The organism is Listeria sp. Marseille-Q6474, from assembly GCF_946902005.1.
Classification (GTDB): Bacteria; Bacillota; Bacilli; order Lactobacillales; family Listeriaceae; genus Listeria; species Listeria innocua.
In genome coordinates this window covers 904,639-919,083 of the sequence record NZ_CAMPPS010000001.1, presented here as the reverse complement: position 1 = coordinate 919,083, position 14,445 = coordinate 904,639, and the positions used below count along the sequence as shown (strand labels likewise).

The following is a 14,445-nucleotide window of genomic DNA, read 5'->3' as shown; positions in this document are numbered from 1 at the left end:
ATACATGTTAGAAATTAAGCGCTTAAAAAAATCTTACAAGCTTGGAAAGAAAAACGAGACTCCTGTTTTGAAAGATATTAATGTAACGATTCAAGACGGGGAATTTGCGGCAATCATCGGGAAAAGCGGTAGCGGTAAGTCCACTTTGCTGAATATTATTAGTGGGCTAGATACCGACTATTCCGGACAAGTTTTATACAATGGCGCTGATTTACAAGATATAGACTTAGACGCCTATCATTTTAATCATATTGGTTTTATTTTTCAAAGCTTTCATTTAGTTAACCATATGTCTGTTATTGAAAATGTCAAAGTTCCTTTATATTTGAATGCCGAATTATCGGAAAGTGACCGAAATGCGAGAGCGCTAGATTTGCTGAAACAAGTTGGATTAGACGAATTTGCTAGTAAAAAACCAACGCAACTTTCTGGTGGACAAAAGCAACGGGTAGCAATTGCGAGATCGCTTGCTAGCAATCCAGATATGCTTATTGCAGATGAACCAACCGGAGCGCTTGATAGTGTAACTTCAGAGGAAATCATTAAGCTATTAAAAACGTTAGCGAAACAAGGAACGACAGTCATCATCGTCACGCATGATTTAAACATTGCGGACCAAACCGATGCGGTATTACGACTAGCAGATGGAGAAATGATTTCATTTGAACGGAAAAAAGAAGTTATCCAAAGAGTGAGCCACAAAAATGAAAAAAAGTTACGTCTAAACTGGTGGGCCACTGCTAAAATTTCTTTTAAAAGCTTTTTCAATAGAAAGTTTCGGAATTTGCTCGTAGCACTTGGGACTTCGATTGGAATTATCGCCATTTTATTAGCATTCGGACTTGGAAATGGAGTGAATCAAAGTCTTTCAAAGATTTTTGGAACGACTTTTTCACCTAACCAGATTACGACTTATTATAAAGAAGATGGTGGCTCGAAATCACCTGAACCGACTACTCCATTAACGAGTAGTGAAATTAAGAAAATTAAGCAATTGTATGAAGATGAAAACATTACTGAAATTTATGAAAGAACTACTGTCCAAGGCATTAAATTTGAATACGATGGCGAATATTTGAAAGGTATTTCTGGTGAAATGCAAGAAGCCAACTTTAAGCCATCACGCTATGAAGATTTGACGGTCAAAGATGAATATCTTCTAAGCGGGAAAATGGTGACAAGTGATGAAGCAGGAGCAGTTATCCCTTCTAATGTAGCAAGAGCTATTCTTGGAAAAAAGGATTCTGATGACTTAACAAAAAGTGACGGCGATAAACTCATTGGTAAAACAATAACCTTAGTTTATGCCGGAAGAAATAGCGACACAAAAAATACGGTCAAAATAGAAACAATCATTTCTGGTATTACAAATCCATCTAAAGAAGGTTTTGCTAGAGGATTTGACGTTTCTACAAAAACAATGAATGATTTTATTAAAACAACTGGTATTGAAAAACCGATTTTATCTGTAGATGCATTTACAAAAACAACAGCACAAGCAGAGGAAATCGTTGGAAAATATGAGGATGACAAAGACTGGGCGAATTATTCGATTACTAATGCGAATGCTTTCGTAGATACATTTAGCCAGTTTACCGATATTATTGTGTACTTGATTGCCTTTATTGCAGGTCTTTCGCTGGCTGTTGCTGGCGTGATGATTGCTATTGTGCTTTATATCGGTGTGGTTGAACGAACAAGAGAAATCGGGGTATTCCGAGCGATTGGTTATCGAAAACGTCATATTCGCGGACTTTTCATGATGGAAGCAAGCTATATTATTATTTTAGCAAATGTACTATCAAGTCTTGTCGCCGTGACAATTGCAAAAATAGCGAGTCCAATTTTAGAAACGAACATTGGTTTTGAAGATATGATTCACATTTCGTTCTGGAATTTCCTTGTCACACTCGCAATAACAATTACAATTGGCTTTATTTTCTCGATTTATCCAAGTAATAAAGCAGCAAAATTAGATGCAGCAGAAGCTTTAAGATCAGAATGACCCAACTAACAGAAAAGAGGAATTTAACATGAAAAAACCACTAAAAATCAGCTTAATCGTCGTAGGAATCGCAGTAGTTATATTTGCAGGAGTGATGCTATCCTACCGTTTTATTAAATCAATGGATGTTACTGAAAATGCCGAAATAAACAAATCAGCTACAGGAGATCACGTATTGCTGGCAACTCAAGGTAGTAAATTTAAAGACAGCGTAATGGATCAAGTGAAAAAAGACATGGAAGGCAAAAACGTACATGTTTCGATTATCGATACAACAAAACTAGACAAAGTAAAAGCAGATGATTATGACAAAGTAGTTCTATTCACTACAGTACAGTCCGATGATATTCCAGAAAACGTAACCACTTTTATGAATGATAATAAAGATAAAAGTATCCATATTGCGGTAACAGCAGATTCTGGCCGTTGGGATGATAAACCGAAAGATATTGATGCAATTTCCGAAGCATCGAAAGCAGAAAACAAACAAGATTTTGTCGATGATTTGACGAAAGCAATTGTAGCGGAATAAGAATAAGAAAGCACTCACCTTTAGGGGTGAGTGTTTTTTAATATCAGATAAATTTACTAAAAACGCTATATCGTTATTCCCATTTTAAAATATGCTATACTTAGGGACAAATAAACCTCAAGAAAAAGGCGGGTGGTAGTCATTGAAGAAGAGTAGAACGGTTCAAATTCTTTTCGTTTTTTCCGTTATTGCGCTAGTTGTTAGTGTTGTTGGTGTAGTGTCAATTTGGTACGGGCAAAAAAATCATCAAGCAAATAATACAAATTCAGCTACCAAAAAAGATACTACTGTAACGAAAAAACAAGATACCTTTAAAATAACTGCACTCGGCGACTCACTTACATATGGCGTTGGTGACACAGAAGGAGGTGGGTATGTTCGGGTTGTGGAAAATTTCTATAAACAAAAAGAGAAAAATGTCGAGAACGTCAATCTTGCTATTAGCGGGGCGAAATCAGGACAATTACTCAAACAATTGGAACAAAAAGAAGTACAGAATCAAATAAAATCAGCTGATGTAGTCTTAATGACAATCGGCGGCAATGATTTATTTCGCGGCGGGGAAGCACTTGATGATTTCAAAAGTGATGCGATTAAACAAGCCGAAGCAAGCTACACGAATAACTTAAAACAAATTTACCAAACGATACGAAAATTAAATCCATCCGCGCCAGTTTTTCATATTGGGCTCTATAATCCGTTTATGTCGTTAGAAAATGCGAGTGAGATGTCGGCTGTTGCGAATGAATGGAATTTAGAGAGTCAAAATCTATCACAAAATGAGAAAAACATTATTTACATTCCAACCTTTGATTTATTTCAACAAAATGGAGCGGCTTATTTAGCAAGTGATAAATTCCACCCAAATCATGCGGGATACCAGTTTATCGGTAATCGGGTGACAGAAGTGATACAGACGGGAGGGGGAAAAGGCGATGACGGAGCTAGCACTTCAAGTAACTAACCTGCATAAAAAAATCCGCAAACGAGAAATTATCAAAGGGATTTCTTTTGAAGTACGACCAGGAGAAGTATTCGGTTTTCTAGGACCAAATGGAGCGGGCAAAACAACTACGATCCGAATGATCGTGGGGTTGATTAAACCAACATCTGGAACGATTTTAATCGGTGGCAAAGATATTCGAAAAAATTTCACCGAAGCAATGCGCGGTCTTGGCTCTATCGTGGAAAATCCGGAATTCTATACATTTTTAACAGGGCAAGAAAATTTGGCGTATTTTGCCCGAATGGATCCCTCGATAAAAAAAGAACGTATTCAGGAAGTAACCGAGCTAGTTGGGCTAGAAAAACGGATAAATGACCGAGTTTCCACCTATTCACTTGGTATGCGCCAGCGTTTAGGCATTGCCCAAGCGTTACTTTCCAGTCCGAAATTATTAATCCTTGATGAACCAACAAACGGTCTCGATCCATCTGGAATTCATGAAATGCGCGACTTTATCCGTGCGCTTGCCAGAAATGAAGGAATTAGCGTGCTCGTTTCGTCGCATTTATTAAGTGAAATTGAGCTTTTATGTGATCGGGTGGCGATTATGACAGACGGGACGATTATTAAAACCGACCAAGTTTCACACCTCCTTAGTTCCCGTGCACAATTACGCTGGCTGGCGACTCCTTTTGAACAAGCCAAAGCATTTTTGGCAAGTGTAACCGAAGTCGAAGTGGACGGCGAATATCTCGTGACCGCAGTGAATGAACGTAGCGCCGAATGGAACGAACAGTTGGTTGCAAAAGGCATTCAAGTCCATGAAATCGACAAGAAAAAACCATCTCTCGAAGACCTATTTCTTGAGTTAACAGGAGGTCATTCGATTGATTAATTTAGTCTATAATGAACAGCTAAAACTTTGGCGCAAAAAGCGACTCATCGTTATTTTAGCATTGGTAGCAATTATCGTAGCGATTTTCACGTATGCGCAGTTCCGGCAGTATCAAGAAGATGAAAAGCAAGCTGGGACAAGTGATTGGCATGTACAGACTCAGCAACAAATCGTCGACCTTGAAAACAGACTCGGCACAGGGCGACTACCCGAAGAATATCAAAAATATTTCAAAGTGCTTGTCGGGCAACTACAATATTATTTAGATAATGACATCAATCCCAATGCACCTGGAGCACCAACTTTCTTAAAAACGTTTGTCGAAAATGGTATTAGTTTGTTGTTTCCACTTTTTATCATGGTAATAGCAGCCGACTTAATCAGTGCTGAAACAAGCGCGGGAACAATGAAGTTCCTGCTGACAAGGCCTGTGAAGCGATGGCGGATTTTGACGAGTAAATATATATCGATGCTACTCTCGATTTCCGCAATTATGGTATTATCCGCCGTTATTGCCTACCTGATTTCTGGAATTGTCTTTGGGTACGGTGGCTGGGATGCACCAGTTCTCACCGGGTTTGGTGTGAAAGATGGCGCGATAACGACAACCAATGTGTACCAGCTTCCGGTTTGGCAATTACTGCTCATGGAGTTCGGACTCGCGTGGTTTGTCAGTGTTGTGGTCGGTGTGTTAACAATGTTTGTATCCGTGCTAGTTCGGTCCACGGCAGCAGTTATGGGAATTATGCTTGCTTCACTCATTACCGGAACGATTTTAACCAATCTCGTCAGCTCTTGGCCAAGCGCGAAATATTTATTTATGGTTAATTTACAACTAACGAACTACTTAAACGGCTCCAGCCCACCCGTCGAAGGAATGACATTGAGTTTTTCGATGCTTGTGTTAACAGCGTGGATGGTAGTCGCTTTCATCTTATCCTATTTTATTTTCACAAAACGAGATGTGTATTAAAGAGCGCTTAACGGCGCTCTTTTTTGCGTACATTAAAAGTTACTTACTTTTTGTGAGCATAAAACTTTTCTTTTTAATAGTTTAGTTATAAACTATAGTTAGTAATCAAGAAGGAGGTACAAACAAATGATTAAAGGCATTCATCACGTATCCGCGCTAACAAAATCATTTAGCGAGAACCATCATTTTTATTCAGACATATTAGGGCTACGGCTCGTAAAAAATACAGTAAATCAAAGCAATATTCACATGCGCCACCTATTTTACGGGGACTATACAGGCAGCCCCGGTACCTTGTTAACATTTTTCGAAGTACCTCGCATCGGCTCAAGCTACAACGAGCGCGCCTTTTTCGGTAATATCACCCTTGGAATACCAAAAGACACAAGCTCTTACTGGGAAAAAAGGCTAAACGATTTTGCCATTTCTTTCAAAAAACAAGACCAGACTTTTAGATTACAAGATCCCGATACAATGGGCATAATCCTAACGGAAATACCAGAAACCATTTCTAACCCAACCATCCACACCGATATACCAGCCGAAAACCAAATCGTTCGAATTATCGGCGCAGACTATCACGTACCGGACCCAGCCGCATCTAGTCAATTTTTCACAAAGCTTTTTGGGTTAAAGCAACAGAATGGGGTAATAGTAGATAAGAGTGAAATGAGTTTTATGAAATTGTACGCTACTAAATCAGACAAAAAATCCCGCACAGGACGCGGAACAATCGATCATATTGCATATACTTTAGAAACGAAAGAAGCTGTTGATGAACTTCATGATTTAGCAGTAAAAAACGACTTGGAAATTGAAGAATTCGTTGACCGGGAGTATTTTAAAAGTCTCTATATCCGCGAACCAGGTGGCTTAAGAATTGAATTTGCTAGCGCTGGCCCCGGTTTTACTATCGATGAACCACTTGAAACAATGGGCGACCACTTAGCCTTACCAAGCTTTTTAGAAGAAAAAAGAACAGAAATTGAAACTTATTTTGGAGGAGATTTATCATGATTAAAGGGTTAAAAGGAATTCACCACGTAACAGCAATGACAAGTAGTGCCGAGAAAAATTATGCGTTTTTCACAGAAGTTTTAGGAATGCGATTAGTGAAAAAAACAGTCAACCAAGACGATATTCATACGTATCATTTGTTTTTCGCAGATGACAAAGGTTCAGCAGGAACGGATATGACGTTTTTCGACTTTCCTAATTTACCAAAAGGACGTCACGGCACAGATAGTATTTCTCGCGTATCTTTCCGTGTGCCAAGTGATGCAGCGCTTGAATACTGGCTTGACCGGTTTGACCAATTAGAAGTTCCGCATAGTGACATCCAAACATTATTTGGCAAAAAATATCTTACCTTCCAAGACTTTGACGACCAACAATTACAACTAATTTCAGATGAAAATAACGAAGGAGTTGCAGCAGGAACTCCTTGGAAAAAAGGACCAGTTCCAGAAAAATATGCGATTTACGGTTTAGGACCAGTATTTTTAACAGTAGTTTCGCTCAAAAATATGGAAGCAATTTTACAAACTATTTTTGGCTTTAGAAAAGTGACAGAAGAAGATGGACTTCATTTATACGAAGTGGGTGAAGGAGGAAACGGGGCGCAAGTGATTGTGGAAGAACGTACCGATATTCCAGCCGCAATGCAAGGTTACGGCGGTGTACACCATGTAGCTTTCCGCGTTGACGACCACGAGGAATTACAAAAATGGATTGACCGCATGAATACAATCGAAGCACCCAACTCTGGCTATGTAAACCGCTTCTACTTTGAATCATTGTATGTACCAGTTTCAGAACGAATTTTATTTGAATTCGCAACAGATGGTCCGGGTTTTGCAGGCGATGAACCATACGAAACACTTGGTGAAAAATTGGCATTACCTCCATTTTTAGAACCAAAACGAGCTGAAATTGAAAAAATGGTCCGCCCAATTAACACGAAAAGGAGCTGAAAAACGTATGGAACACATTTTTATTCCTGGAAAAAATAACAATTTAGCACCGTTATTACTACTTCACGGGACAGGTGGCGATGAAAAGTCGCTTGTTGAAATAGCGGAATTTATTAATAGTGATGCTGCTGTTTTATCATTACGCGGTGATATTAAAGAAGGCGGAGCAAATCGATTTTTCAAAAGGTTTCATGATGGCAGCTTAGATTTAGAGGATTTGGAGTTTAAAACTGCAGAATTAATCAAGACGACACGCGAGTTAGCGGAGCAATATCAACTGGATTTTGAACGAATGATTGCGGTAGGTTATTCGAACGGTGCCAATATTGCAGCCAACGCACTACTTCAAGCGGAAGATAGTTTTCATAAAGCAATTTTGTTTCACGCGATGCCAGCTGGAAATAAACAACCCGAGTTTTCAATTAGCCACCGCAATGTATTTCTGTCAGCCGGCTTAAATGATCCACTTATTACCGCAAAAGCATCCGAAGAATTAGTGGAAATCCTCGAAAAACGGGGCGCGAAAGTCGAAACAGTTTGGACAGCTGCTGGCCATTCCTTGACTATGGAAGAACTAGAAGAAGCAAAAAAATGGTATCAAAACAACCAGAAATGAGGTAAATAAATGACTATTTTTAAAAGTGCAGATTTATCCCAAAAAGAAAACTATAAATTTTTAACAGGAAGTATTATTCCACGACCAATTGCTTTTGTAACAACACTTGCTGAAGACGGGGAGACGGTTAACGCCGCCCCGTTCAGTTTTTTTAATGTCGTTTCGAGTGATCCCGCAATAGTATCGATTGCGGTTCAACGCGCAGATGGCAAGCAAAAAGATACAGCGAGGAATGCGGCTTTTACGCAAGAATTAAACATCCATATTGTTAGCGAGGAATTTGTGGAAGAAATGAATAAAACTGCGGCAAGACTTGCACCAGATGTAAGCGAAATCGATAAGACAAGCTTGCATTTAGAGCAAGTTCCTGGAATGAAAACTCCGAAGATTTCCGAGGCCAATATCGTGCTTACAGCTAAACTAGAACAAATTATTCCAATTAAGAATGATGCTGATGAGGTTGTTTCTGATTTAATTCTGGCACGTATTTTGACGTACGATTTTGCAGATGAAGTGTTTGACGAAAAGCATCACTATATTTTACCAGAAAAGCTTGCGCCAGTTGCTCGTTTGGCCGGGAATGACTACACGAATCTTGGCGATATTTTCCGGATTGAAAGGCCTAATTAACGAGAAATAGTTGCGAAACAAAGGCGACCATGTTAAACTAGGGGCAACTTAAATGAACGGAGGGTTGCCCATCATGCGTTATATTAGACTACGTTTCCCAAAAAATCTATGCAACTAATTTAATAGTGCGGGAATATCCATGCTTATTTAGTATGGGTAACGGGATTGGTCTTGCGTGCATGTATGGCACCCAAAATAAATATGGGTAGAATGAAGGCGAAATACTTTCATTTGAAGGCAAGCTAGTATCTTTTGATGCTGTTTTTGTGTTTTCATCTACTCAAAAACCCTGACCGCGCTGAATCTATTTCAGGAGGTCCTTTTTTATGGAAAAAAATGTATTAATCGTTGGTGTTAGCCAAAAACAAAAAGATTTTGATTATTCAATGGAAGAATTAGCCAATTTAGCGGCTGCAAATAATATGGAAGTAGTGGGCGAATTACGACAAAATATCGATCGTGAAAATCGTGCTACTTACGTCGGAAAAGGAAAAGTGGATGAAATCAAAGGCTTAGCAGAAATGCAGGATGCCCGCTTGATTATTTTTAACGATGAACTTTCGCCGTCGCAAATTAGGAATTTAGAAGAAGCGCTCGAGCTTGAGGTAATGGATAGGACTGGGCTAATACTCGCTATCTTTGCAAACCGAGCAAAAACTAAAGAAGCTCAACTCCAAGTCCAAATCGCCAAATTACAATATGAATTACCGCGAATTTTTGGACAAGGGGAAGATATGGACCAACAAAGCGGAAAAGGCGGACTTAGTAACCGTGGTTCGGGTGAAAAGAAAATCGAAACCGACCGTCGTACCATCAAACATCAAATCCGCCATTTACAAAAAGAACTAGACATGCTCGTAGATGACCGCGAAGTACGTCGTCGCAAACGGAAGAAAAATGAGATTCCTGTGGTGTCACTTGTTGGATATACCAATGCTGGAAAATCAACGACGATGAATGGTTTAGTGCGTGCTTATAGCGAAACTGCGGACAAACAAGTTTTTGAGAAAGATATGCTGTTTGCTACGCTTGAAACAAGTGTGCGCGAAATTGTTTTACCGGATAACAAGCAATTTTTACTCACAGATACAGTTGGTTTTGTTAGCAAACTTCCGCATCAATTAGTGAAAGCATTCCGCTCCACACTAGAAGAAGCACGTGATGCAGATTTACTCATACATGTGGTAGATTATTCCGATCCGCATTATAAAACAATGATGAAAACGACTGAAGAAACGTTGAAAGCTGTTGGTGTGGAGGACGTTCCAGTTATTTATGCTTACAACAAAGCAGATTTGATAGAAGGAGAAATTTATCCTAAGCAAACGGAAAATACAATTGTCTTTTCCGCGCGTGAAGAAGAAAGTTTAGTCTTTTTAACCGAAGTGATTCGTAAAGAACTTTTTGCCAGCTATGAAAAAGCAACTTTCTTAATTCCGTTTGAAGCGGGGCAAGTTGTTGCTTATTTAAACGATCATGCAGATGTTTTAGCTACTGAATACTTGGAAAACGGCACAGAAATTGTGGCTGAAGTTAGTCCGGCCGATTTACAGAAGCTAGCAGAATACCAAGTAGCTGAGTAAAGCGAGTTCCAGCTGAATTTGCTATAATGAAACATACAGCAAATTTAGTGAGGAGATTTCTAGCTATGAAAAAAACTGGATGGGGTATACTTGGTGCAGTTGCTGCTTTCACAGGATATGCATACTGGTCAACCAAACATTTAACTGTAACAGATTATGAAATAGTATCAGATAAAATTCCGGCAGAATGGGACGGCGCAGCTTTTGTTCAGCTGTCTGATCTGCATAGTGCGAGTTTTGGTTTATATAATAATCCTTTGCTTAGTATCGTGAATCAACTAGCGCCAGATGCTGTTTTTTTAACGGGAGATATGATTGATGGTGATGAGTCTCCTTTTGTAACAATGGCAGTCGTCCGTAAATTAGCAAAAGAATTTCCGGTCTTTTATGTGAGCGGAAACCACGAAGGTAGAAGCGCATTTTATGAAGATTTTAAAGCGGACATGGAAAAACATCATGTAGCTGTCCTTGAAAACGAACGCTATTTTCTGAGAAAAGATGGTGCGGCGATCATGGTAGCTGGTGTTAAAGATCCGCGATTTGTTAGAGATGACTGGGCGGAGAAAGAATTGCCTAAACAAGTTTGGGAAGAAGAAGCATTAAAAGAAGCGCTAGATGAGGCGACAACTAATTTATCCCCGGACTACTTTACGATTCTTCTCGCTCATCGTCCAGAATTTTGGCCACTTTATCAAGGTTATCCGGTTGATTTAGTCTTATCTGGTCACGCGCACGGCGGTCAGTTTAGGCTGCCACTCACAGAAGGACTTTTTGCACCAGGACAAGGCTTTATGCCAAAATGGACAGCGGGAACTCACTCAGCTGGCGGAAAATCGCTTATCGTCAGCCGTGGTTTAGGAAATGTAACTAAGCTGCCGCGTCTATTTAATGATCCAGAAATCATTCGAATTACGCTTAAAGCAAAAGGGGATGCTAGAGAAAATTGATTTATTTAGACAATGAAGACGTGCTTGACCAAGCATATAATTTTGCAATGGAAGAATATGCGCTCCGTTTTTTAGATGAAAATGAAACCTATTTTATGTTTTACCGAATGAAGCCAACGATTATTGTTGGTAAAAATCAAAACACATTAGAAGAAATTAATCATTCCTTTGTAAAAGAACATAATATCGATGTGTTGCGTCGGTTATCGGGTGGCGGGGCAGTCTACAACGATGAAGGAAATATTAGTTTTAGTATGATTACAAAAGACGATGGGAATAGTTTTCAAAACTTTGCCAGATTCACAGAACCGGTTATTCAAGCACTTCAAAAATTAGGTGTAAATGCCAAACTCAGCGGAAGAAATGACATTGAGGTGGACGGCAAAAAGATAAGCGGTAATGCGCAATTTGCGACGAAAGGGCGACTTTATAGCCACGGAACGCTACTTTTTGATGTGGATTTATCTATGTTAGAACAAGCACTGCAAGTCGATCCAGAAAAATATTTATCTAAAGGCGTTAAATCTGTGCGCAGCCGTGTGACAACTATTCGCGAGCACTTAGCAGAAGATATGGATATTCAAGCCTTTAAGCAGATTTTACTTGAGTCGATTTTTGAAACGACAGATATACCGAAATATAATTTCACCGCGGAAGATAAAATCGAAATAGAAAAATTACGCACTCAGCGGTATCGGAATTGGGACTGGACTTACGGAAAATCCCCAAAAGCAACCATCAAACGCAAAAAAAGATTTCCCGCCGGCACTATCGAATTTCAGCTATCCTTAAATAAAGGTCAAGTGGCTGAAGCGATAATTTATGGTGATTTCTTTGGCACAGAAGATGTTAGTGAGTTAGCAGCTAAATTAATCGGTTGCCGTTTTGAGCGATCTGCAGTCCAACATGCTTGGGAAAACGTAAATACAAAAGCTTATTTTGGTAATATTGAAAAAGAAGCGATATTAGATATGTTGTTTGAATAAGGATTAAAACTCTGAGATATAGATTCTCAGAGTTTTTTTGTGTATAAAAGAAAACGATTTCATTTTTATATTGACAGAAATTAAATATATATAGTATTATTTAAATATGATAAATACTAATTAAGTATAATTAATTAAAAGGAGTGAATAATTTGGTTATCGCAAACCGCGCTTTTATACAAACAAGCACCGAAAAAATAAAAAAAGAACTAAATAATCAAAAATTAGCTGACATGTATGAAAAGTGTATGGAAAACACATTAGACACCACCATTAAAATCAGGGAAAATGGTCTCACATTTATTTTAACAGGGGATATTCCAGCGATGTGGTTACGTGATTCCGTATGCCAAGTACGACCGTTCCTGCTTTTCGCTAAAGAAAATGAAGAAATTGAGTCGATGTTGATTGGTCTTAGCAAAGAACAAGTCCGTTTAGTTGGAATTGATCCTTATGCTAACGCTTTCAATGAAACGCCAAATGGAGCTGGGCATCAAGCTGATAAAACGGAAATGCATCCACAAGTATGGGAACGAAAATATGAGATTGATTCGTTATGCTATCCGATTCAATTAGCGTATTTTATTTGGAAAATTACTGGAAGAACAGAACAATTTGACGCTGCATTCTTCAAGATGTTACAAACAATTTTTGCTTTATGGGAAGTAGAACAACATCATGAAACAAAATCGCCTTATCGTTTTGAACGGCTGGACTGTGTTCCTTCTGATACTTTAAAAAGGAACGGATTAGGAACAGAAACAGCTTACACGGGTATGCTTTGGTCAGGATTTAGACCAAGTGATGATGCTTGCGAATATGGGTATCTTATTCCTTCAAATATGTTTGCAGTAGTAGTTTTAGGTTATGCCAAAGAAATTATAGAAGCTTTTTACCCAAGCGAAATAGAAACGATAAAACAAGCAGTTACCTTACAAAATGATATTCAATTAGGAATCGAAAAATTTGGTACATATAATCATCCGACTTTTGGTGAAATATTTGCATTTGAAGTAGATGGGCTTGGAAATCAATTATTGATGGATGATGCCAATGTTCCAAGTCTACTCTCTATGCCAATCATCCAATATCTTGAGAAAGAGTCGCCAATTTATCAGAACACGCGGAAGTTTATTTTAAGTAAGTCAAACCCGTATTATTTTGAAGGTGAGCTTGCAAAAGGAATTGGTAGTCCGCATACACCAAAAGGATATATTTGGCCAATTGGACTGGCGATTCAAGGACTCACTGCAAACGATACATCAGAAAAACTGGAGATTTTACAAATGTTGTTAAGAACGGATGCAGGAACTGGATTAATGCATGAATCGTTTCATCCAGATCACCCGGAAGACTTTACGCGTGAATGGTTTTCCTGGGCAAATATGATGTTTTGCGAATTAATTCTTGATGTAGCTGGATTTCGAATGGCAAATGTTTTAAAGAACTAACAAAGGAGGCTTAATGATGGCAACGATTAGAAATAAATCTGTTCAAATACATCAACAACGAATGGCTTACCTTTTTATTGCGCTTCCAGTTTTATTACTGGCAATTTTTATGATTCTTCCAATTGGAATGGCTCTGTTTGTCAGTTTTACAGATTATGATATTGTTAATTCTCCCAATTGGATCGGCTTTGACAACTACATAAAAATGTTTAGAGATCCTTATTTTCTCATTTCATTAAAGAATACGATTATCTACACAGCTTTGTTTGTACCACTTGGTCTTGTAGCATCGCTTGGAGCTGCTATCTTGATTAATATGAATAAAAAAGGAGCAGGTTTATTTCGGACATTTTTTTATGTGCCGGTATTATGCTCTACGGTAGCCACAGCGACTATCTGGTATTGGTTGCTTAATCCGCAGTATGGTTTGATTAATCGTGTTTTAGGATGGTTTGGAATTAATGGCCCAGCATGGCTTTATGATTCGAACTGGGCGATGTTTGCGATTGTGATGATGAGCGTTTGGATGACATTTGGAACTAATATGATGATTTTTCTTGCTGGTCTTCAAGGCATCCCAGCTAACTTATATGAAGCTTCTAAAATTGAAGGCGCTTCAAGATGGAAAACGTTTCGTTATGTCACTTGGCCATCCCTCTCACGGACTACTTTTCTCGTAACTACAATGCTAATTATCAATGCTTTTCAGGTGTTTGATCAGGCATATGTTTTAACAAAAGGCGGGCCAGGAAACTCAACTATCACCCTTGTTTACTATATTTACAATGAAGGCTTTGGAGGATTAAAAATGGGCTATGCTTCCGCGATTTCTTTTGTACTATTTTTAATTATACTAGTATTTTCGATTATTAATATGCGTGTGAATAAAGAAGATAGAACAGCTTAAG

14 protein-coding genes are annotated in these 14,445 nt (G+C 38.6%); all 14 read left to right on the top strand.

Annotated features, from left to right (window positions below; translation table 11 throughout):
* Positions 1–4: 4 nt before the first annotated feature.
* Complete coding sequence (locus OC533_RS04600) at positions 5–2,005, top strand: ATP-binding cassette domain-containing protein (protein WP_194323285.1); 2,001 nt, start codon at positions 5–7, stop codon at positions 2,003–2,005.
* 28 nt (positions 2,006–2,033) lie between these two features.
* The gene (locus OC533_RS04595; RefSeq protein ID WP_003731229.1) at positions 2,034–2,537 is read left to right on the top strand and encodes a hypothetical protein; all 504 of its coding nucleotides are present in this window, start codon (positions 2,034–2,036) and stop codon (positions 2,535–2,537) included.
* Positions 2,538–2,679: 142 nt separating this feature from the next.
* The gene (locus OC533_RS04590; RefSeq protein WP_194323286.1) at positions 2,680–3,501 is read left to right on the top strand and encodes an SGNH/GDSL hydrolase family protein; all 822 of its coding nucleotides are present in this window, start codon (positions 2,680–2,682) and stop codon (positions 3,499–3,501) included.
* Positions 3,473–4,378 (top strand): ABC transporter ATP-binding protein, encoded by a 906-nt coding sequence (locus OC533_RS04585; protein WP_003761060.1) that lies wholly within the window; start codon positions 3,473–3,475, stop codon positions 4,376–4,378. The genes OC533_RS04590 and OC533_RS04585 overlap by 29 nt, the downstream gene beginning before the upstream one ends.
* Complete coding sequence (locus tag OC533_RS04580) at positions 4,371–5,351, top strand: ABC transporter permease (RefSeq protein ID WP_045553496.1); 981 nt, start codon at positions 4,371–4,373, stop codon at positions 5,349–5,351. Before OC533_RS04585 ends, OC533_RS04580 begins: the two co-directional genes overlap by 8 nt.
* A 126-nt stretch (positions 5,352–5,477) precedes the next feature.
* Positions 5,478–6,368, top strand: coding sequence for a VOC family protein (locus OC533_RS04575; protein WP_003761065.1), 891 nt, complete (start codon positions 5,478–5,480; stop codon positions 6,366–6,368).
* Positions 6,365–7,324 (top strand): ring-cleaving dioxygenase, encoded by a 960-nt coding sequence (locus OC533_RS04570; protein ID WP_003770958.1) that lies wholly within the window; start codon positions 6,365–6,367, stop codon positions 7,322–7,324. Before OC533_RS04575 ends, OC533_RS04570 begins: the two co-directional genes overlap by 4 nt.
* A 7-nt stretch (positions 7,325–7,331) precedes the next feature.
* Positions 7,332–7,940 carry an alpha/beta hydrolase gene (locus OC533_RS04565; protein ID WP_194323287.1) on the top strand — a complete coding sequence of 203 codons (609 nt, stop codon included), beginning with the start codon at positions 7,332–7,334 and terminating at the stop codon, positions 7,938–7,940.
* 9 nt (positions 7,941–7,949) lie between these two features.
* Positions 7,950–8,570 carry a flavin reductase family protein gene (locus OC533_RS04560; RefSeq protein ID WP_194323288.1) on the top strand — a complete coding sequence of 207 codons (621 nt, stop codon included), beginning with the start codon at positions 7,950–7,952 and terminating at the stop codon, positions 8,568–8,570.
* A 326-nt stretch (positions 8,571–8,896) separates the two neighbouring features.
* Positions 8,897–10,153 carry a GTPase HflX gene (gene hflX / locus OC533_RS04555; RefSeq protein ID WP_185520541.1) on the top strand — a complete coding sequence of 419 codons (1,257 nt, stop codon included), beginning with the start codon at positions 8,897–8,899 and terminating at the stop codon, positions 10,151–10,153.
* A 65-nt stretch (positions 10,154–10,218) separates the two neighbouring features.
* The gene (locus OC533_RS04550; RefSeq protein ID WP_194323289.1) at positions 10,219–11,100 is read left to right on the top strand and encodes a metallophosphoesterase; all 882 of its coding nucleotides are present in this window, start codon (positions 10,219–10,221) and stop codon (positions 11,098–11,100) included.
* A complete protein-coding gene (gene lplA2, locus OC533_RS04545) occupies positions 11,097–12,086 on the top strand; it encodes a lipoate protein ligase LplA2 (protein ID WP_194323290.1) in 990 nt (329 codons plus the stop codon). The genes OC533_RS04550 and lplA2 overlap by 4 nt, the downstream gene beginning before the upstream one ends.
* Before the next feature lie 152 nt (positions 12,087–12,238).
* The gene (locus tag OC533_RS04540) at positions 12,239–13,537 is read left to right on the top strand and encodes a glycoside hydrolase family 125 protein (RefSeq protein ID WP_194323291.1); all 1,299 of its coding nucleotides are present in this window, start codon (positions 12,239–12,241) and stop codon (positions 13,535–13,537) included.
* Between the two features lie 16 nt (positions 13,538–13,553).
* The gene (locus OC533_RS04535; RefSeq protein WP_010990596.1) at positions 13,554–14,444 is read left to right on the top strand and encodes a carbohydrate ABC transporter permease; all 891 of its coding nucleotides are present in this window, start codon (positions 13,554–13,556) and stop codon (positions 14,442–14,444) included.
* The last annotated feature ends 1 nt before the right edge of the window (position 14,445 follow it).

What these genes read in the sequence shown, in the direction of transcription:
- OC533_RS04600 (WP_194323285.1), top strand. Translation starts at nt 5, where the DNA reads ATGTTAGAAATTAAGCGCTTAAAAAAATCTTACAAGCTTGGAAAGAAA.
- OC533_RS04595 (WP_003731229.1), top strand. Translation starts at nt 2,034, where the DNA reads ATGAAAAAACCACTAAAAATCAGCTTAATCGTCGTAGGAATCGCAGTA.
- OC533_RS04585 (WP_003761060.1), top strand. Translation starts at nt 3,473, where the DNA reads ATGACGGAGCTAGCACTTCAAGTAACTAACCTGCATAAAAAAATCCGC.
- OC533_RS04575 (WP_003761065.1), top strand. Translation starts at nt 5,478, where the DNA reads ATGATTAAAGGCATTCATCACGTATCCGCGCTAACAAAATCATTTAGC.
- OC533_RS04570 (WP_003770958.1), top strand. Translation starts at nt 6,365, where the DNA reads ATGATTAAAGGGTTAAAAGGAATTCACCACGTAACAGCAATGACAAGT.
- OC533_RS04565 (WP_194323287.1), top strand. Translation starts at nt 7,332, where the DNA reads ATGGAACACATTTTTATTCCTGGAAAAAATAACAATTTAGCACCGTTA.
- OC533_RS04560 (WP_194323288.1), top strand. Translation starts at nt 7,950, where the DNA reads ATGACTATTTTTAAAAGTGCAGATTTATCCCAAAAAGAAAACTATAAA.
- hflX (WP_185520541.1), top strand. Translation starts at nt 8,897, where the DNA reads ATGGAAAAAAATGTATTAATCGTTGGTGTTAGCCAAAAACAAAAAGAT.
- OC533_RS04550 (WP_194323289.1), top strand. Translation starts at nt 10,219, where the DNA reads ATGAAAAAAACTGGATGGGGTATACTTGGTGCAGTTGCTGCTTTCACA.
- OC533_RS04535 (WP_010990596.1), top strand. Translation starts at nt 13,554, where the DNA reads ATGGCAACGATTAGAAATAAATCTGTTCAAATACATCAACAACGAATG.